Source organism: Inquilinus sp. CA228, assembly GCF_052078665.1.
In the GTDB taxonomy this organism is placed as follows: Bacteria; Pseudomonadota; Alphaproteobacteria; order DSM-16000; family Inquilinaceae; genus Inquilinus.
Genome location: NZ_JBQJIK010000037.1, coordinates 23,092 through 40,864, shown reverse-complemented (window position 1 = coordinate 40,864; position 17,773 = coordinate 23,092). Strand labels below are relative to the sequence as shown.

Genomic DNA, 17,773 nt, shown 5'->3' with positions numbered 1-17,773 from the left:
CTCCTGCTGCTCACCCCATGTACCCGGAAGCTTATGCAGTTTGGTGACAGTCGGTCGCCGGCCGGGCAGGTCCGGCCACTTTTGCCTGGTGTCGCCGCCCTTCCCCCGCGTCAGCTCATCGCGAAGACGGGCATGCGGTCGGCGACGCCCCGGAGGGTCAGCGCCTGAGGCCGGGCCTCGACCCCGCGCGACGAGAGCAGCCGGACCGACTCCGCGTCCCGGACGACCGCCTGGGTGGCGAAGATGCTGTCCCCGGTGGCCAGCGCCTGCACCCGCGACGCGATGTTGACGGTCTGGCCGAAATAGTCCTGGCGGTCGTTGAGGTTCACCGCGAGGCACGGCCCCTCGTGGATCCCGATCTTCAGGATCAGCTCCTCCGCCCCCTGCCGCGCATTCAGTTGCCGCATGGAGTCGCGCATGCGCAGCGCGGCCGACACGGCCCGGTGCGGCGCCGGGAACGTCGCCATCACGGCATCGCCGATGGTCTTGACCACGGCGCCGGCTTCGGACGCCACGATCTCGTTCAGGATCTGGAAGTGGGAGCGCACCAGGTCGTAGGCGACGAGGTCGCCGACCCGCTCATACAGATCGGTCGACCCCTTCAGATCCGTGAACAGGAAGGTCAGGCTCATGATCTTGAGCCGCTGCTCGACGTCGAGCGTCTCCGTCCGGTAGAGGTCGCGGAAGGTCTGGTTGGTCAGCAGCCGCTTGGCGGTCAGGAACGGGCGGCGGCCGCCGATCAGCCGGTCCAGTTCCGCGTTCGCCACATAGACGCCGACCAGGACCCGGCGCTCCGTGCGGTTGTCCAGCAGGAGGCGGAGCGGACCCGAAGACAGGGTCATGCGGCCGACGCCGGCAGCGGCGCTGGTGAAGATCATCGAAAGCTCGCGGCGCTCCGTCGTCGGCTCGCCCGCGGTCTCGACCAGATGGGCCGTGTGGGTCACCGGGTCGAAGATGATGACGGGCAGCGCGGGAAGCTGCAGGGCCAGGATCATCCGTTCGCCGGCCTGCAGCTCGACGGTCTCCAGCATGGCCTTGCGGCTGAGCTCGTCGAACGCGCCCGGCTCGGGGAACGCGACGCCCGATCCGAAGAAGACCTGCCGGTGATAGTCCCAGAAGCCGAGGCTGTCGGGGTCGTGGGCGGCGATGCGGCGGATCCGGGGACTGACCGTGAAGCTGACCTCCACCGTGTCGTCGAGCGTCGGCTCGCTGGTCACCGCGCAGAATGCGCAGTGGTAATCCTGCTGCCGCACGCTCTTCAGCGTGGCGTTGGCGCCGAGGACGCCGCCGCAGCTCGGGCACAGGATGTTCCAGGACATCTCGAACAGGCCCAGCCGCGAGGCGTGCAACAGGGCCGCGATCACCGTCTCCTCGTCCAGGCCGCGGCCGGCCGCGAAGCCCACGGCGTTGATGCGCGCGAGCTCGTCGTCGCGGCCGTTGCGGACGAGATCGTCGACGGCATCGACCACGCCGGGGTCGGCCGAGCGGCGCAAGGCGTCGAAGAGGGCGTCGTTGTCCTGCATGGGCGGAGCATACCCCAGCCGCCCCGGTGGCGGACAGGGGCGCCGCGCCCCTAGGGCACGACGCCTCCGGCTGCGCGGTCCCTCAGCGCCGGCCGCCGAAGAGCGAGCCGAGGATGCCGCGGACCACGGCGCGGCCGATGGTGCCGCCGATCGTGCTGGCGCCCGAACCGCCGACGCTGCGCCCGAGGCTGCGGCCGAGTTGGGTGCCGACCGAGCTGCCGGTGTTGCGGATGACGTCGCGGAAGATCGACTCCGCCATGCTGGGGCCTTCCTTGGCCTCGGCCTTCGCCTGGGCCTTGGCCTCGGTGGCGGCCGTCGCCTGCTGCTGCGCCTCGGCCGCCTTGACGCTCAGCTTCTCATAGGCGGAGTCGCGGTCGATGGCGGTGGCGTATTTCGCGGCCATGCCGCCGGCTGCGATCGCAGCCTGGCGCTCGGCATCGGTGATCGGGCCGAGGCGCGAGACCGGCGGACAGACCAGCGCCCGCTCCACCACCTCGGGGATGCCCTTGGGGTCGAGGAAGGAGACCAGCGCCTCGCCCACCGCCAGTTCCTGCAGCGCGCGGGCGACGTCGAGCCCGGCCTCGGTGCGGAAGGTGTCGGCGCTGGCCTTCAGCGCCTTCTGGTCGCGCGGGGTGAAGGCGCGCAGCGCGTGCTGCGCCCGGTTGCCGAGCTGGGCCAGCACCTTGTCCGGGATGTCGATCGGGTTCTGCGAGACGAAATAGACGCCGACGCCCTTGGAGCGGATCAGCCGCACCACCTGCTCGACCTTCTCGACCAGCGCCCTGGGCGCGTCGTCGAACAGCAGATGCGCCTCGTCGAAGAAGAACACCAGCTTCGGCTTGTCCGGGTCGCCGAGCTCGGGCAGGCGCTCGAACAGCTCGGACAGCAGCCAGAGCAGGAAGGTGGCGTAGAGCCGCGGCGCCTGGATCAGCGTCTCGGCCGCCAGCACGTTGATCACGCCGCGCCCGTCCGAATTGGTGCGGATCAGATCGGTGAGGTCGAGCGCCGGCTCGCCGAAGAAGGCCTCCGCCCCCTGCTGCTCCAGCACCAGCAGCTGGCGCTGGATGCTGCCGACCGAGGCCTTGGAGACGTTGCCGTAGACGCCGGTGAACTTCGACGCGTTCTCGGCCATGTGCGCCAGCAGCGCCTGCAGGTCCTTGAGGTCGAGCAGCAGCAGCCCTTCCTCGTCCGCCGCCTTGAAGGCGATGTTGAGCACGCCCTCCTGCGTGTCGTTGAGCTGCAGCAAGCGGGACAGCAGCAGCGGCCCCATCTCCGCCACCGTGGCGCGGACCGGCGTGCCCTGCTTGCCGTACAGGTCCCAGAACACGGTCGGGTAGCCCTGATACGCCAGCGCGCCGAGGCCGAGCGCCTTGGCGCGCTCCTCGATCTTCGGGTTGGCCGCGCCGGGCTGGCTGATGCCGGCGATGTCGCCCTTCACATCGGCGACGAAGACCGGCACGCCGGCCTGGCTGAAGCCTTCGGCCAGGACTTTCAGCGACACGGTCTTGCCGGTGCCGGTGGCGCCGGCGATCAGCCCGTGGCGGTTGCCGAGGCCGAGCAGCAGCCGGTGCTCGCGCTGGCCCTTGGCGAAATAGAGTCCGTCGGTCATGTCCGTCTCCTCGGCCCGCGGCCCGGCATAACGGGCGCATCACCCGCATGGTGCCTCGTGGCTGGACGCGGCGCCAGATGTTGCGCAACGTAGGCCCGCTGGGAGGCACAATGAAGACCCTGATCCTGCTGCGGCACGCGAAGTCCGACTGGGCCGACCCGGAACTGGCCGATCACGACCGGCCGCTGGCGGAGCGCGGCCGCGACACCGCGCCGAAGATGGGCGCCTGGCTGAAGGCGCATGGCCCGATGCCGGATCTGGTGCTGTGCTCCACCGCCACCCGCGCTCGACAGACCCTGGCGTTGGCGCTCGAGGCGCTGGGCGCCGCCCCCGAGACCCGCTTCGACCGCGGCCTCTATCTGGCCGGCGGCACCGGGGTGCTGGCCCGGCTGCGCCAGGCGCCGGACGAGGCCGCGACGGTGCTGCTGGTCGGCCACAACCCCGACCTGGAGCAGTTGGCGCGCCGGCTGGCGACGGCGGGGGACGCGGCAGCGCTGGCCCGGCTGGCGGAGAAATATCCGACCGCCGGCCTCGCGGTGATCGAGCTGCCGATGGAGCACTGGGCCGAAGCCGGCCAGGGCGGTCGGTTGGTGGCGTTCGAGACGCCGAAGAAGGCTGGAGGCTGATCGCCTCAATTCTGGCCAGATCAGCCACAGACGATCCGGCAGGACCGCCACAACAACCGAAGACCGGAACGGTTCCCGTCTTGCCTATTATTCATCATGCGCAGAGTCGATGATGGCCGATCGGTCACATCTTGGAGAGAGCTCTTTTGATGAACTTATCGTAAGCTGACAGAGACCAGCGACGGATCAATATCCCTGGGGCGTGGAAACGGTGTCGCGTCCCGATCGGGCGCGGACGTCAGCAGAGGATGTTCGCCATGTCGCGTCTCTCGACCCGCCTGCTCAAGACCGGAGCGGCCCTGATCGCAGTCTCCACGCTGGCCGGCTGCGTCGTTTATCCCGCCTTTCCGCGCCCGGTCTATTACCACCCGTACTACCGCCCGTATTACGGCTATTACCGCTGACGCCTACCCGACCACGAAGACCGGATCGCCGATCACCGCCGGGTCCGGAGTCACGCCCAGACCCGGGGCGGTGCCGGCGGCCATCCGGCCATGCTTGCGGCGCGGCGCGTCCGGCGCGGTCGAGACGGTGACGTAGGAGTTGAAGTCGGTCGCCGAGAACAGCAGCTCCGGCGGCGTCGAATGGGCGAGATGGGCGATCGCCGCGGTGGCGACGTCGCCGCCCCAGGTGTCCTCGATGGTCATGGCGATGCCGAGGGCGGCGCAGAGGTCGCGGATCTGCCGCGCCTTGGTCAGCCCACCGACCTTGGAGATCTTCAGGTTGATCACGTCCATGGCGCCGTCGGCGGCGCCGCGGAGCACCGCCGGCAGGCCGTCGATCACCTCGTCCAGCACGAAGGGCCGGGCGGTGCGGCGGCGGATCGTCAGGCACTCCTCATAGCTGCGGCAGGGCTGCTCGATAGTGACGTCGACGTCGCGCACGGCGTCGACCACCCGCGCCGCCTGGTGCATCAGCCAGCCGGTGTTGGCGTCGGCGATCAGCACGTCGCCCGGCTGCAGCTTGGCGGCGACGGCGTGGATGCGGGCGATGTCGGTGTCGGCGTCGCCGCCGACCTTGAGCTGGAACTTGGTGTAGCCCTGGGCGCGGTACTCCGCCACCCGCGCGGCCATCGCCTCCGGGCTCTCCTGGCTGATGGCGCGGTACAGGGCGAAGTCGTCGCCGTAGCGGCCGCCCAGCAGGTCGCAGACCGGCAGGCCGGCGGCCTTGCCCAGGATGTCCCAGCAGGCGATGTCGACCGCCGATTTGACATAGGGATGGCCGCGCATCGAGCGGTCGAGATGGCGGTCGAGCACGCCGAGCTGCCGCGGGTCGAGCCCGATCAGCCCCGGCGCCAGCTCTCGCAGGCCGGTCCGGGCGCCGGCGGCATAGGCCGGCAGATAGGCGGGGCCGAGCGGGCAGACCTCGCCCCAGCCGGTCAGGCCGGCATCGGTGTCGACCCGCACCAGGGTGCTGTCGAACACGGTGACGGCGTTGCCGCCCGACCATCTGTAGCTGCCCTCGTGCAGCGGCAGGTCGACCTGGTGGACGGCGATCCGGGTGATGCGCATCGGGGAACCCTGAGGCAATGGGGGCGGCAATGGCGCGGCACCTTCGCGCGCCCCGGCCCGGGCTGTCAAACCGCTAGGGACCGGCCGATGCGGACCGCACCGGCCGGCCTCAGGGGCTCAGGTTGTCTTCTTGAACCGGGCGGCGTCGCCGGAGCCGCCGGTGGCGTTGCCGGCGCTGTAGGAATGGGCGCCGGCGCCCGCCAGCTTGCCGCCATCCACAATCAGGTACTCGTCGCGGATCGGCCTGCCCTCGAACCAGCATTCCAGGATCTCGCGCACGCCGGCGGCGTAGCGCGCCTGGGCCGACAGCGAGGTGCCGGAGATATGCGGCGTCATGCCGTGATGCGGCATGGTCCGCCAGGGATGGTCGGCCGGGGCCGGCTGCGGGAACCAGACGTCGCCGGCATAGCCAGCCAGCTGGCCGCTCTCCAGCGCCGCGACGACGGCGTCGCGGTTGCAGATCTTGCCGCGCGCGGTGTTCACGAGATAGGCACCGCGCTTCATCTTGGCGATCAGCGCGGCGTTGAACAGGTTCTCGGTCTCCGGATGCAGCGGCGCGTTGATGGTGACCACGTCGCAGACCTTGACCATGTCCTCCGCCGTCGGGTGCCAGGTCAGGTTCAGCTCGGTCTCCACCGCCTCCGACAGGCGGTGCCGGTCGGTGTAGTGCAGATGCACGTCGAAGGGCGCCAGCCGGCGCAGCACGGCGAGGCCGATGCGGCCGGCGGCCACGGTGCCGACATGCATGCCCTCGACGTCGTAGGACCGGGCGACACAGTCGGCGATATTCCAGCCGCCCTTCACCACCCACTGGTAGGAGGGGATGTAGTTGCGCACCAGGCCGAGGATCATCATGACCACGTGCTCGGCCACGCTGATCGAGTTGCAGTAGGTGACCTCGGCCACGGTGAGGCCGCGGTCGATCGCCGCCTGCAGGTCGACATGGTCGGAGCCAATGCCCGCGGTCAGGGCCAGCTTCAGCTTGGGCGCCCTGGCGATGCGCTCCGCCGTCAGATAGGCCGGCCAGAAGGGCTGGGAGATCACCACATCCGCGTCCGGCAGCTCGCGGTCCAGCCGGGACTCGGCGCCGTCCTTGTCGGAGGTGACGACCAGGGTGTGGCCGAGGGATTCGAGCCAGCGCCGCAGGCCGAGCTCGCCGGAGACGCTGCCCAGCAGCGTGCCGGGGACGAAGTCGATCGCCTTCGGCGTCGGCAGGGTCTGGCCGCCGGGATAGCGCTCAAGCTTGGGCAGGCCGTCGCGGGCATAGGAGGTCGGGGTGCCCGTCACCGGGTCGTCGTAGAGAACGCAAATGATCTTGGCCATTCCAGTCTCCTCCCTTGGAGAAGAGTCGGTCCGATCCGCCGCCGCGGCGGGATCGCCGGGGCGGTGTTGCGGGATGGCGAAGGGCTGAGCCCGTCTGGTCTCGCACAGATCTAGGGGCCAGGCCCGGATCGGACCGTGACACAGCGACCACGATGCGACCGGCGAGGCGCTATGTTCAAATCGATACTTCCGATCGAATGATCAACGTTGTCTATCAATCGTGATCATTCGACGGACTCAGGGTCGCCAAGGTGAGTCGCGGGCGAAGCCGCCCGGCGGCCGCGCCGGTCAGCGTATGCCGGCGAGATAGCCCAGCAGCGCATCCGCGTCGTCGAACACGGCGTCGAGCGGCATCGCCAGCATCGGGTTCAGCTTGGCGCCGAGGAAGGCGGCACGGGCATCGGTGTGCAGCCCGACCAGCCGGCGCCCGGGCTTGGCCAGCTGGCGATGGGCATAGGCCATGCCGAGCTCCAGCGCCGCGCCCTCGTCCGGCACCCGCCCGTCGAGCACGACCAGCAGCACGTCGCAGGCGAAGACCTGGTCGCGATCCATCTCGAAGAGGACGCGGCGCCGCTGCTCCGGCGCCATCGACGCCCAGGGCTCGCGGTGGCTCTCGACCCCGTCGCGCTGCGGCAGGAAGAGGGTGAAGCCCAGCGCCTCGATCCGCTCCGCCAGCACCGCGTTGAAGACCAGCTCGGCAGCCGAGAACAGCGGCGCGGCGAAGTACAGGCGCGGCATCAGCTGATCAGGTCCAGCGCCGCCCGGTGCAGGGCCGGGGTGGCGGCGGCCAGGACCTCGCCCGAGGAGTCGAGGCCGAGCGGCTGGCCCTGCCAGTCGGTGATGACGCCGCCGGCGCCCTCGATCACCGGCACCAGCGACATGTAGTCATAGGGCTGCAGGCCGCGCTCCATCACCAGGTCGATGCAGCCCAGCGCGACCAGGGCGTAGCCGTAGCAGTCGAGGCCGTAGCGGCGGTGCTTCACCGCCCCGGCCAGCCGCTCGAAGGTCTTGAGGGTGTCGCCCGAGAACACCTCCGGCGAGGTGGTGGTGAGGATGGCGTTGCCGAGGCCGCCGCAATCGCGGGTGCGGCAGGGCTTGCCGTCGGCCAGCGACGGGTGGCCGGCATGGCCGACGAAGCGCTCGCCCAGCGCCGGCATCTCGATTACCCCGACCAGCGGCCGCCCCTTCTCGACCAGGGCGATCAGCGACCCGAACATCGGGACGCCGGCGATGAAGGCGCGGGTGCCGTCGATCGGGTCCAGCACCCAGACCAGGTCGCGGTCGATGCCCTCGCGGCCATGCTCCTCGCCGAGGATGCCATGGTCGGGGTAGCTGGCATTGATCATCTGCCGCATCAGCTGCTCGACCGAACGGTCGGCCATGGTCACCGGCGAATCGTCGGCCTTGTCCTCGACCGCGAGGCCGGTGCGGAACCAGCGCATCGCCGCCGGGCGGGCGGCATCGGCGAGGCTTTCGGCGAAGGCGACGAAGGGATCGGCGGTCATGGCGCGGTCTCGGCGTTCGGACGAAGGGCCGCAGCCTCGCCGGAAACGGGCCGGCAGGCAAGCCTACGCCCGCAGCGCCGCGGCCAGGGCCGCGATCTCCTCCGCCCCCTTCGTGCTCGGCGCGGTCTCGACCAGGGTGCGGCCGGACAGCATCGCCGCGGCGAAGCCGGTGCGGTTGCCGATCCGGGCCGCCAGCACCGGAATGCCGAGCCGGCCGATCTCGACCTCCAGCGCGTCGGCGACCTTGGAGCGCGGCGGCACCCGGTTCAGCACGATCCAGGCCGGCACCTTCTCCTCCGCCGCCAGGTCCAGGGTCGGCTGCGTCGCCCACAGGTCCATCGGGCTGGGCTGGATCGGCACCAGGACCAGCTGCGCCGCCCGCACCGCTATGCGGGCGTCGGAGGCGGCATGCGGCGGGCTGTCGATCAGCACCAGATCATGCGTCGCCCGGGCCCGGTCGACCGCCGCCGGCACCCGCCAGCCGGTGATCCGGAGATGGGTGAAGCCGGGGTCGGCGCCGCGTGCCTCGACCCAGCGGCTGAGGCTGCCCTGCGGGTCGATGTCGACGGTCGCGACCTTGAGGCCGGCGCGGGCGAAGGCGGCAGCGAGATGCGCGACCAGCGTGGTCTTCCCCGCCCCGCCCTTCTGCTGCGCCACGGTGATCGTCCGACCGGCCATTCGCACCCTCCGTTTCGCGGAAGTGTCGCGCGGCTTTTGCTGCAGCGCAACATGAGATCTCCGCAGAACGGCCTCGCGGCGGCAGCAGATGGCCGCTCAGCGCATATCGCCCCGGCCGCGGATCGGGCTATAGAACGGATCATGAGCACCCACGATCCGATCCGGACCGAGATCGTCGACGACGGCCCCGCCGGCATCGCCCGCGCCGCGGCGCTGCTGCGCGAGGGCCGCCTGGTCGCCTTCCCGACCGAGACGGTGTATGGCCTGGGCGGCGACGCCACCAACGACCGCGCCGTGGCCGCGATCTTCGAGACCAAGCGGCGCCCGAGCTTCAACCCGCTGATCTGCCACTTGGCCGATGCTGAGCAGGCCGAGGATCTGGTGCTGTTCGACGACCGCGCCCGAAGGATCGCCGAGACGCTGTGGCCGGGCCCGCTGACGCTGGTGCTGCCGCGGCGCGAGGGCGCGCGCGCGTCGCTGCTGGCCTCGGCCGGGCTGGACAGCCTGGCGATCCGGGTGCCGGCGCATCCCGCGGCGCGGCGCCTGCTGGCCGCGGTCGGCCGGCCGGTGGCGGCGCCCAGCGCCAATGTCTCCGGCGCGGTCAGCCCGACCACGCCGCAGCATGTGCTGGACGGGCTGTCCGGCCGGGTGTCGCTGGTGGTGGCCGGCGGGCGTTGCGCCGTCGGCCTGGAATCGACCGTGCTGGACCTGACCGGCGAGCGGCCGGTGCTGCTGCGCCCCGGCGGGGTGACGGTCGAGGAGCTGACCGCGCTGCTCGGCCCCATCGCCCTGCCGGAGAAGGATCCGGAGCGGCCGGCTTCGCCCGGCCAGCTGGCCAGCCACTACGCGCCGCGGGCGCAGGTGCGGCTGAACGCCGGCGCGATCGGGCCGGACGAGGTGCTGCTGACCTTCGGCCCCGACCTGCGCAGCGGGCCGAAGGTGATGAACCTCAGCGACAAGGCCAACCTGGCCGAGGCCGCCGCCAACCTGTTCGCCATGCTGCGGGCGCTGGACAAGACCGGCGCCGGCACCATCGCGGTGGCACCGATCCCCGAATCCGGCCTGGGTGCCGCCATCAACGACCGGCTGCGCCGCGCCGCGGCCCCACGACCCTAGGGAGCGACCCATGACCGACGCCGCACTGCTGGATGCCCTGATCACCGTCACCGGCCCGCAGGGCGTGCTGCACGAGGCGGCGGATCTGGCGCCCTATCTGAAGGAATGGCGCGGCAAGTACCAAGGCACGGCAGGGATCGTGGTGCGGCCGGCATCGACCGCCGAGGTGGCGGCGGTGGTCACGCTCTGCGCCGAACGCGGCATCGGCATCGTGCCGCAGGGCGGCAACACCGGGCTGGTGGGCGGCGCCGTGGCCGCGGCCGGCCAGGTCATCCTCGCCACCGACCGGTTGACCCGGATCCGCGAGGTCGACGCCGAGGGCGACCACATCACGGTCGAGGCCGGGGTGATCCTGGCCCAGGTGCAGGCGGCGGCGGAGGCGGCCGACCGGCTGTTCCCGCTGAGCCTGGGGGCCGAGGGCAGTTGCCGCATCGGCGGCAACCTGTCGACCAATGCCGGCGGCACCGCGGTGCTGCGCTACGGCAACACCCGCGACCTGGTGCTGGGGCTGGAGGTGGTGCTGCCCGACGGCCGGGTCTGGGACGGTCTCAGAGCCCTGCGCAAGGACAACACCGGCTACGATTTGAAGCAGATCTTCATCGGCGCCGAAGGCACGCTGGGGGTAATCACCGCGGCGGTGCTGAAGCTGTTCCCGCGGCCGCGCAGCGTCGCGGCGGCGCTGGTCGCGGTGCCGGACCCGGCCGCCGCCGTCGCCCTGTTCGGCCGCGCCCGGGCCGAGGCCGGCGGGTCGGTCACCGGGGTCGAGCTGCTGCCGCGCATCGCCGTCGACTTCGCCCTGCGCCATGTCGCCGGCGCCATCGACCCGCTGGCCGAGCGCCACCTCTGGTACGTGCTGCTGGAGCTGTCCTCCCCCGCCGCCGACGCGAAGCTGGCGGAGCAGCTGGAGGCGATCCTGGCCGGCGGCTTCGAGGCCGGGCTGGTGACGGATGCCGCGATCGCGTCGAGCGAGGCGCAGCGCAAGGCCTTCTGGCATCTGCGCGAGGCGATCGTCGAAGGCCAGCGCTTCGAGGGCGGGGCGATCAAGCACGACGTCGCCCTGCCCCTGGCCCGGGTGCCGGCGTTCCTGGAGCAGGCGACGGCAATGGTCGAGGCCGCGATCCCCGGGGTGCGGGTGGTGCCGTTCGGCCATCTCGGCGACGGCAACATCCATTTCAACCTGAACCAGCCGGAGGGCGCCGACCGCGCCGCCTTCACCGCGCGCTGGGAGGAGATCAACCACCGGGTGCACGACATCGTCGCCGCCCTGGACGGGTCGATCAGCGCCGAGCACGGCGTCGGCCTGTTGAAGCGCGACGAGATCGCCGAGCGCAAATCGCCGGTCGAGATCGACCTGATGCGCCGGATCAAGCGGGCGATCGACCCGGCCGGGATCATGAATCCGGGCAAGGTGATCCAGGCTTAGACTGGATTAGCGGCCACAGGCTCTAGCTTTCTTATCCTGTCATTGCCGGGCTTGACCCGGCAATCCAGGGGGCGTCGACAGCCTCTGGATGCCCGGGTCAAGCCCGGGCATGACAGAAAAAGAGATCGAGCCCAGGTGGCAAAAAACCCGCCTTGCTGTCGAATCCGGCCCTGCGCCGACGACCAGATGCGTCAACCCGTGGAGGACCTCCCGATGGACGCGAAGACCCTGACCCCCGCGGCCGAGCTGGCCCAGGCCAACCCCGTCCGCATCCCCAATGAGAGCGCCGAGTACCGCGCCGCCCGCACCGCGCTGCTGGCCGAGGAGATCGAGCTGCGGCGCCGGATCGAGCGGGTCGCCGCCCAGCGCCGCGCTTTGCCGCCCGGCGGCCCGGTGACCGGCGACCACCGTTTCGAGGGGCCGGACGGCCCGACCGACCTGGCCGGGCTGTTCGGCGACAAGCCGACGCTGGTGGTCTACAGCTACATGTTCGGGCCGCAGCGCGAGCGCCCCTGCCCGATGTGCACCAACCTGCTCGACGCCTGGGACAGCAACGCGGCCGATATCGGCCAGCGCGCCGCCCTGGCCGTGGTCGCCCGATCGCCCTTCGCCCGCCTGGCCGCGTGGAAGCGCGAGCGCGGCTGGCGCGACCTGCGGCTGTTCAGCGATGTCGACGGCGCCTATTCGCGCGACTATTTCGCCGTCGGGCCCGACGGGTCGGACCTTCCGGCGCTGCATGTGTTCACCCGACGCGACGGCACCATCCGGCACTTCTGGGCCGAGGAGCTGACCGGCGAGACCTCCGATCCCGGCCAGGACCCGCGCGGCGCCCCCGACCCTTCGCCGCTGTGGATGGTGCTGGACTGCACCCCGGAGGGCCGGGGGACGGACTGGTATCCGAAGCTGAGCTACACCTGAGAGGAGCGGCCGGGTGCGGTCGCCCCGGCCGCGCCCGGCTCACCAGTGGCCGCGACGCCCCCAGCCGCCACGGCGGTGGTAACGGCCGCCATCGTCATCGGCGAGGGCCGCGCCGAGGGCGATGCCGCCGACCGCCAGCAGGCCGGCGGCCACCGCGGTGTTGGTGTCCTGCTGCTGCCGCTCCGCCTGGGCCTGGTAGGAGAGCGGGCCGACGGAGTCGCAGGCATAGGGATCGCCATAGGAGCATTGCTGCGAGGCATAGTTCAGCTGCATCTCGCTTGGGGTCGGCCCGCAGGCCGCCAGGGCGGCCAAAACTCCGACCATACCAACCCGTGAGAGTCGAGACCCCAACGACCTGGCAACCATATTCATCTCCACCCGACCGGGGTTCAGCCAGTCGGCACGCCGTTTTCCAATTGAGGCAATTCCATGGCAACTTCACGGCGAACCCTGGAATTACCCACAGGGCGGCGGGATGACTTGCCAGACCCAACGCCCCTTCCGCCTCAATACACGGATGATGCAGATCACTCCGTCGTTTGATTGCGCGGAACGGGGAGGGCGTGCCGATCCGGCTACAGCGCCCGGCGCGGGGCCAGGCGCAGGCGGGCCATGGCCGGGGCCGGCATCGGCGCTGTCCGGGCCGGGCGGATCCGGAAGGCCGGGGCCGGCTTGGCCGGCAGGTCGCGGCCGCGCTTCCAGGGCTGGCCGTTGAACCAGGCGGCGCCGCGGGCCCAGCCCCAGAGCAGCCCGATGCCGCCGAGATTGACCGCGAGATGCGGCAGCAGCCCCTGCCCCGCCTGGTCGAAGACGATGCCGCCGACGAAGGACAGCGCCATGCTGAGCAGGAACACCGACAGCGAGTGCCGGCCCATGATCGCCACCGGCTCCGCCCCCTTCGGGGTGATCAGGCCCGGCGCGGCGCGCAGCAGCGCGACCACGACATAGGCCAGGGCGAAGAAGTGCAGCAGGCGCAGCGGGCCGACATCGGTCTTGCGCGCCAGCGGCTCCAGGATGTCGCGCATGCCGGCGAACAGGCCGCCGTCCAGCCGCACCAGCGACAGCGCCAAGGCGGCGCAGAACACCAGGTAGACCACCGCCACGGTGATGCGGCCGCGCGTCGCCCGCGGCACCTCGAACCAGCCGGCGCCGTAGCCGTAGCCGGCGACGAACAGCACCTGCCAGGCGAAGGGGTTGAAGAACCAGCCGCGGCCTTCGGTGCTGTCGGCCGTCAGGTTCCAGCCATCGGCCACCGCGCCGGTGTAGAGCACGGCCGAGACCGCCACCACCAGCGCCGGCGAGATCCGCGCCAGCAGCACCATCGCCGGGATCGCCGCCAGCAGCAGCATGTAGAGCGGCAGGATGTCGAAATAATGCGGCACATACTGCAGCGACAGCAGCTCGAACAGCGACCCGCCGGGATCCTGGAAAAAGCGATCGATGCCGAGGCGGGAGATGTAGTTCGGCTCGGCGAAGACCCGGTTCGCCGCGACGATGATGCCGCAGATGACGATGAACAGGCCGATATGGGCGCGGTAGAGCTGCCAGACGCGCTGGACCACGCGGCCAAATCCTGCCAGGAATCCGGCGCGGCCGAAGCTGCGGCCGAACGCCATCGCCGAGGACAGCCCGGCCAGGAAGATGAAGATCTCCGCCGCGTCGCTCAACCCATACATCCGCGGCGTGAACATTCCTGCAATGTTCCCGGGCGTATGGTTGATGAAAATGATGATCAGCGCCAGACCACGGAAGAAATCGATCCGAACGTCCCGCGCCGGCTTCTGTGCGGTCATTTCATCTCTCCGGCTGCATCAGCCCGACGAGGCGATGCATTTGGGGAACGCTCCATCGTGAGCGAGGTTCCATCGAAAACCGAGTCGTGGAACACTGCCGGGCGGAGAAGCGGATTGAGCATGTTTCGCCTGTGCATCGCGATCCTGCTGCTGGCCATGGCGCCGGTGCTGGACCGGCCTGCCCGGGCCCAGGGCATGGCGCCGGCCGAGACCGTGATGTTCAAAAGCCTGTCCGGCGAGGTGATCACCGGACGCCTGTTCCTGCCGCCGGGGGCGGGCCCGTTCCCGGCCGTGGTCGGGCTGCACGGCTCCGGCGGCTACGCCCCGGCGCATGACCGCTGGGCCACCCGGCTGACCGCCAGCGGCTACGCCATGTTCCTGGTCGACAGCTACACCCCGCGCGGCTATCGCGAGATCGTCTCGGTCGGCCTGTCGACGATCCCGGTCGAGCTGCGCGTCAAGGATGCGGTCGGTGCCTTGGAGTATCTGCAAACCCGCAAGGAAATCAATCCCAAGCAGATCGCCGTGCTCGGCTGGTCCCAGGGCGCCACCACCGCGGTCGCCACCACGGCGACGATGCGGCAGGCGCTGATCGCCAAGACGGCGCCGCATTTCGCCGCGGCGATCGCGCTCTACCCCCGCTGCGACCAGTACATGACCGACACCCAGCCGGTCGGCGACACGCCGCTGCTGGTGCTGATGGGGGCGGCCGACAGCGTGACCCCGGCCGCGGCCTGCGACACGCTGTTCGGCGCCTGGCTGTCCAAGGGCGCCGCGGTCAGCCTGATCGTCTATCCCGGCATGCAGCACAATTTCGACTACACCGCCCCGACTACGGCGATGCTGGACCGGGCCCAGCCGATCGCCGACCCGCCGGCGCTGAGCCCGAGCTGGACCCCGGTCGACGACGCCGAGGTGCGCGCCCTCGGCTTCCTCGACAAGCGGCTGGGGCTTGATTTGGGCGCCGGTTCGGTCAAATCTCCCCTTTACGTAAAGGGAAACCCCGCACTGCCTTCGGGGAACCAGGGAGTCGTCCGATGACCGCCTATGCCGCGCCGATCTCCGACATGCGCTTCGTGCTGCGGCATCTGGTCGGGCTCGACCGCATCGCCGCCCTGCCTGGCAAAGGCGAGACGACGCCGGAGCTGGTCGAGGCGGTGCTAGAGGAGGCCGGCAGGCTGGCGGCCGAGGTGATCGCGCCCCTGAACGCCGTCGGCGACCGCGAGGGCGCCCGGCTGGAGAACGGCGTGGTCCGCACCGCCCCGGGCTTCCGCGAGGCCTATGCCCAATACCGCGACGGCGGCTGGAACGCCCTGCCCTTCGAGGCGGAATGGGGCGGCCAGGACCTGCCCTGGGCGGTGGCGATGGCGGTGTCGGAGATGTGGCAGTCGGCCAGCCTGGCCTTCGGCTTGTGCCCGGTGCTGAACCAGGGCGCGGTCGAGGCGCTGCAGGCCCATGGCTCGGACGAGCAGAAGCGGACCTACCTGCCGAAGCTGGTCTCCGGCGTCTGGACCGGCACCATGAACCTGACCGAGCCGCAGGCGGGCTCCGACGTCGGCGCGGTGCGGACCAGGGCGGAGCGGCAGGCGGACGGCAGCTACCGGATCACCGGCCAGAAGATCTTCATCACCTATGGCGACCACGACATGGCCGAGAACATCGTCCATCTCGTGCTGGCCCGCACGCCGGACGCGCCGGCCGGGATCAAGGGCATCAGCCTGTTCCTGGTGCCAAAGCTGCTGCCAGACGCCGACGGCAACCCGGGCGAGCGCAACGACCTGCGCTGCGTCAGCCTGGAGCACAAGCTGGGCATCCATGCCAGCCCGACCTGCGTCATGGCCTATGGCGACGCCGGCGGCGCCACCGGCTTCCTGATCGGCCAGGAGAATCGCGGCATCGAGTACATGTTCACGATGATGAACAACGCCCGGCTGACGGTCGGCCTGCAGGGCGTGGCGATCGCCGAGCGTGCCACCCAGGCGGCCGAGGCCTATGCCGCCACCCGGGTCCAGGGCAAGCCGATCGGGGCGGAGAACGGCACGCCGATCGCGGCCCATCCCGATGTCCGCCGCATGCTGCTGTCGATGCGCTGCCTGACCGACGCGGCGCGGGCCCTGACCTACAGCGCCGGCGCGGCGCTGGACCTCGCCCGCGGCCATCCCGACCCGGTCGAGCGGGCGAAGGCGCAGGCCCGGGTCGACCTGCTGACCCCGGTGGTGAAGGGCTGGAGCACGGATGTCGGCTGCGAGGTCGCCTCGACCGGCATCCAGGTGCATGGCGGCATGGGTTATATCGAGGAGACCGGCGCCGCCCAGTTCCTGCGCGACGCCCGGATCACGCCGATCTATGAGGGCACCAACGGCATCCAGGCCAACGACCTGGCGTTCCGCAAGGTCGCGCGCGACGGCGGCGCGGCGGCGCAGGCGCTGTTCCAGGAGATGGCGCGGACCCAGGCCGAGCTGGCCGCCCATCCGGCCATGGCGCCGATCCGCGACCGGCTGGTGGAGAGCCTGGCGGCGCTGATGGCGGCGACCGACTGGGTGGTCGAGACCGCGGCCGAGAGCCCGGCGGCCGTCGCCGCCAGCGCGGTTCATTACCTCCGCATGTTCGGCCTGGTGGCCGGCGGCTGGCTGATGGCCCGGGCGGCGCTGGCCACACTCGCCGAGGACGACCTGGAGCTGCGCGCGACCAAGCTGGCCCATGCCCGCTTCTTCGCCGAGCAGTTCCTGCCCCAGGCGGCGGCGCTGCTGCTGCCGATCACCGAGGGCTGGCGGAGCGTGGTGGAGGCGTAGAGAGGCGATTTGAGGCCTGAGGGCTCACCTATCTTTGGCTAACCTGAGAAGCAACTCAGCCAACTCTATCGCGCCGTCATCGGAGAGTTCGACAGGATCTCCGTACTTGTTGTTCAGCTTTAAGCAAATCACTCCGGAATCCACCCAAACAACGACCTCTCCACCCAAAAGCTCGTGGATCTCAAATCCATCAGGCACTTCGACCCTCCTCGTTTCGTGAGGGAATCTGACCCCAGCCTACAACGCTTTTACGCGTGGATCCCCAGCCGCTGGACCTCGGCGGCGGCGTCGCGCCATTCCTGGGCGTAGTCGACATCCTGGTAGTTCTCGAACCACGGGCCGCCGCGGGTGTAGTGCACCGCCTGCGGCGTGCCCTTGGCCGGCTTCGGGTACCAGCCCTCGAGCCAGTTCCAGCCGGTGTCGAGCGAGCCGATCTGGTCGTCCGCCAGCCACTGGAAGCGGTGCAGGAAGGCGCCGGTCTCGCGGTTCACCACCTCCGGCGTCAGCGTGGCGTTCGCCGGGTGGCCGCAGTTGAACAGCATCAGGCTGGACCAGTTCTTGCGCGGATAGGCGGCCTGCGGCTTGCCGTCCATCTTCACCGCCTCCTTCGGCTGATAGTCGTGCTGCACCACCATCACCGCGTAGCGGTCCTCGGCCTGGGCGAAGAGGTCGGCGATGTCGCCGAACCACAGGAAGTCGCAGTCGCAGAACACCGCCCAGCCCTGGTACCCGGCCAAGGCCGGCACCAGGAAGCGGCTGAAGGTGAACTCGGTCGAGCCCAGCGTGTCGACCGGGCGGGTGTAGATGCCCTGCGCCCGCAGCTCCGGCAGCTTCAGCGGCGTGACCTCGACCGGCTTGGACGCGTGCTGCAGCACCGAATGACGGCAGACCTGCCACGCGATGTCCTCGCGCGAATCGTAACCGACATAGAGGCGCAGCTTTTCGCTCATTCCCAT

17 protein-coding genes are annotated in these 17,773 nt (G+C 70.5%); 7 read left to right on the top strand and 10 right to left on the bottom strand.

Annotation, left to right across the window (positions count from 1 at the left end; all coding sequences use genetic code 11):
• Positions 1-110: 110 nt before the first annotated feature.
• Together ACTOWL_RS19320 and ACTOWL_RS19315 are read right to left on the bottom strand one after the other, a co-directional pair.
• On the bottom strand, positions 111-1,523 hold the full coding sequence (locus ACTOWL_RS19320) for an adenylate/guanylate cyclase domain-containing protein (protein ID WP_441322894.1): 1,413 nt from the start codon (positions 1,521-1,523) through the stop codon (positions 111-113).
• 82 nt (positions 1,524-1,605) lie between these two features.
• The gene (locus tag ACTOWL_RS19315; RefSeq protein WP_441322893.1) at positions 1,606-3,132 is read right to left on the bottom strand and encodes a helicase HerA-like domain-containing protein; all 1,527 of its coding nucleotides are present in this window, start codon (positions 3,130-3,132) and stop codon (positions 1,606-1,608) included.
• Between the two features lie 110 nt (positions 3,133-3,242).
• Between ACTOWL_RS19315 and ACTOWL_RS19310 the strand changes: the two genes are divergently transcribed.
• Positions 3,243-3,758: a SixA phosphatase family protein gene (locus tag ACTOWL_RS19310; RefSeq protein WP_441322892.1), complete on the top strand. Its 516-nt coding sequence runs from the start codon at positions 3,243-3,245 to the stop codon at positions 3,756-3,758.
• 257 nt (positions 3,759-4,015) lie between these two features.
• On the top strand, positions 4,016-4,162 hold the full coding sequence (locus tag ACTOWL_RS19305) for a hypothetical protein (protein ID WP_441322891.1): 147 nt from the start codon (positions 4,016-4,018) through the stop codon (positions 4,160-4,162).
• A 3-nt stretch (positions 4,163-4,165) separates the two neighbouring features.
• On the opposite strand, the gene ACTOWL_RS19300 is transcribed toward ACTOWL_RS19305, so the two are convergent.
• The 5 genes from ACTOWL_RS19300 to parA form a co-directional block, all read right to left on the bottom strand.
• Positions 4,166-5,269, bottom strand: coding sequence for a cis-3-hydroxy-L-proline dehydratase (locus ACTOWL_RS19300; RefSeq protein ID WP_441322890.1), 1,104 nt, complete (start codon positions 5,267-5,269; stop codon positions 4,166-4,168).
• 117 nt (positions 5,270-5,386) lie between these two features.
• Complete coding sequence (locus ACTOWL_RS19295; protein ID WP_441322889.1) at positions 5,387-6,592, bottom strand: NAD-dependent formate dehydrogenase; 1,206 nt, start codon at positions 6,590-6,592, stop codon at positions 5,387-5,389.
• A 288-nt stretch (positions 6,593-6,880) separates the two neighbouring features.
• Positions 6,881-7,330 (bottom strand): nucleoside 2-deoxyribosyltransferase, encoded by a 450-nt coding sequence (locus tag ACTOWL_RS19290; RefSeq protein WP_441322888.1) that lies wholly within the window; start codon positions 7,328-7,330, stop codon positions 6,881-6,883.
• On the bottom strand, positions 7,330-8,097 hold the full coding sequence (hisN, locus tag ACTOWL_RS19285) for a histidinol-phosphatase (protein ID WP_441322887.1): 768 nt from the start codon (positions 8,095-8,097) through the stop codon (positions 7,330-7,332). The genes ACTOWL_RS19290 and hisN overlap by 1 nt, the downstream gene beginning before the upstream one ends.
• Before the next feature lie 63 nt (positions 8,098-8,160).
• Positions 8,161-8,775: a ParA family partition ATPase gene (gene parA, locus ACTOWL_RS19280; protein ID WP_441322886.1), complete on the bottom strand. Its 615-nt coding sequence runs from the start codon at positions 8,773-8,775 to the stop codon at positions 8,161-8,163.
• A 141-nt stretch (positions 8,776-8,916) separates the two neighbouring features.
• On the opposite strand from parA, the gene ACTOWL_RS19275 reads away from it, so the two are divergent.
• The 3 genes from ACTOWL_RS19275 (at position 8,917) to ACTOWL_RS19265 (ending at position 12,232) form a co-directional block, all read left to right on the top strand.
• Positions 8,917-9,891: an L-threonylcarbamoyladenylate synthase gene (locus tag ACTOWL_RS19275; protein ID WP_441322885.1), complete on the top strand. Its 975-nt coding sequence runs from the start codon at positions 8,917-8,919 to the stop codon at positions 9,889-9,891.
• 10 nt (positions 9,892-9,901) lie between these two features.
• Positions 9,902-11,314: an FAD-binding oxidoreductase gene (locus ACTOWL_RS19270; protein ID WP_441322884.1), complete on the top strand. Its 1,413-nt coding sequence runs from the start codon at positions 9,902-9,904 to the stop codon at positions 11,312-11,314.
• A gap of 213 nt (positions 11,315-11,527) precedes the next feature.
• Positions 11,528-12,232, top strand: a complete 705-nt coding sequence (locus ACTOWL_RS19265) for a DUF899 family protein (protein ID WP_441322883.1) — start codon at positions 11,528-11,530, stop codon at positions 12,230-12,232.
• A 39-nt stretch (positions 12,233-12,271) separates the two neighbouring features.
• Here ACTOWL_RS19265 and ACTOWL_RS19260 read toward each other — a convergent pair whose 3' ends face one another.
• Both ACTOWL_RS19260 and ACTOWL_RS19255 read right to left on the bottom strand, forming a co-directional pair.
• Positions 12,272-12,505 (bottom strand): hypothetical protein, encoded by a 234-nt coding sequence (locus ACTOWL_RS19260; protein ID WP_441322882.1) that lies wholly within the window; start codon positions 12,503-12,505, stop codon positions 12,272-12,274.
• Between the two features lie 302 nt (positions 12,506-12,807).
• Positions 12,808-14,025, bottom strand: a complete 1,218-nt coding sequence (locus ACTOWL_RS19255) for an OpgC family protein (RefSeq protein WP_441322881.1) — start codon at positions 14,023-14,025, stop codon at positions 12,808-12,810.
• Between the two features lie 120 nt (positions 14,026-14,145).
• Here ACTOWL_RS19255 and ACTOWL_RS19250 point away from each other — a divergent pair, with 120 nt between their 5' ends.
• Together ACTOWL_RS19250 and ACTOWL_RS19245 are read left to right on the top strand one after the other, a co-directional pair.
• Positions 14,146-15,066, top strand: a complete 921-nt coding sequence (locus tag ACTOWL_RS19250) for a dienelactone hydrolase family protein (protein ID WP_441322927.1) — start codon at positions 14,146-14,148, stop codon at positions 15,064-15,066.
• Positions 15,063-16,817, top strand: coding sequence for an acyl-CoA dehydrogenase (locus ACTOWL_RS19245; RefSeq protein WP_441322880.1), 1,755 nt, complete (start codon positions 15,063-15,065; stop codon positions 16,815-16,817). Before ACTOWL_RS19250 ends, ACTOWL_RS19245 begins: the two co-directional genes overlap by 4 nt.
• 248 nt (positions 16,818-17,065) lie before the next feature.
• Here the strand turns inward: ACTOWL_RS19245 and ACTOWL_RS19240 are convergent, their stop codons facing one another.
• Positions 17,066-17,767, bottom strand: coding sequence for a hypothetical protein (locus ACTOWL_RS19240; protein WP_441322879.1), 702 nt, complete (start codon positions 17,765-17,767; stop codon positions 17,066-17,068).
• Between the last annotated feature and the right edge of the window lie 6 nt (positions 17,768-17,773).

Coding starts and splice junctions, on each gene's coding strand:
- ACTOWL_RS19320 (WP_441322894.1), bottom strand. CDS start 1,523: ATGCAGGACAACGACGCCCTCTTCGACGCCTTGCGCCGCTCGGCCGAC.
- ACTOWL_RS19315 (WP_441322893.1), bottom strand. CDS start 3,132: ATGACCGACGGACTCTATTTCGCCAAGGGCCAGCGCGAGCACCGGCTG.
- ACTOWL_RS19310 (WP_441322892.1), top strand. CDS start 3,243: ATGAAGACCCTGATCCTGCTGCGGCACGCGAAGTCCGACTGGGCCGAC.
- ACTOWL_RS19305 (WP_441322891.1), top strand. CDS start 4,016: ATGTCGCGTCTCTCGACCCGCCTGCTCAAGACCGGAGCGGCCCTGATC.
- ACTOWL_RS19300 (WP_441322890.1), bottom strand. CDS start 5,269: ATGCGCATCACCCGGATCGCCGTCCACCAGGTCGACCTGCCGCTGCAC.
- ACTOWL_RS19295 (WP_441322889.1), bottom strand. CDS start 6,592: ATGGCCAAGATCATTTGCGTTCTCTACGACGACCCGGTGACGGGCACC.
- ACTOWL_RS19290 (WP_441322888.1), bottom strand. CDS start 7,330: ATGCCGCGCCTGTACTTCGCCGCGCCGCTGTTCTCGGCTGCCGAGCTG.
- hisN (WP_441322887.1), bottom strand. CDS start 8,097: ATGACCGCCGATCCCTTCGTCGCCTTCGCCGAAAGCCTCGCCGATGCC.
- parA (WP_441322886.1), bottom strand. CDS start 8,775: ATGGCCGGTCGGACGATCACCGTGGCGCAGCAGAAGGGCGGGGCGGGG.
- ACTOWL_RS19275 (WP_441322885.1), top strand. CDS start 8,917: ATGAGCACCCACGATCCGATCCGGACCGAGATCGTCGACGACGGCCCC.
- ACTOWL_RS19270 (WP_441322884.1), top strand. CDS start 9,902: ATGACCGACGCCGCACTGCTGGATGCCCTGATCACCGTCACCGGCCCG.
- ACTOWL_RS19265 (WP_441322883.1), top strand. CDS start 11,528: ATGGACGCGAAGACCCTGACCCCCGCGGCCGAGCTGGCCCAGGCCAAC.
- ACTOWL_RS19260 (WP_441322882.1), bottom strand. CDS start 12,505: ATGCAGCTGAACTATGCCTCGCAGCAATGCTCCTATGGCGATCCCTAT.
- ACTOWL_RS19255 (WP_441322881.1), bottom strand. CDS start 14,025: ATGACCGCACAGAAGCCGGCGCGGGACGTTCGGATCGATTTCTTCCGT.
- ACTOWL_RS19250 (WP_441322927.1), top strand. CDS start 14,146: ATGTTTCGCCTGTGCATCGCGATCCTGCTGCTGGCCATGGCGCCGGTG.
- ACTOWL_RS19245 (WP_441322880.1), top strand. CDS start 15,063: ATGACCGCCTATGCCGCGCCGATCTCCGACATGCGCTTCGTGCTGCGG.
- ACTOWL_RS19240 (WP_441322879.1), bottom strand. CDS start 17,767: ATGAGCGAAAAGCTGCGCCTCTATGTCGGTTACGATTCGCGCGAGGAC.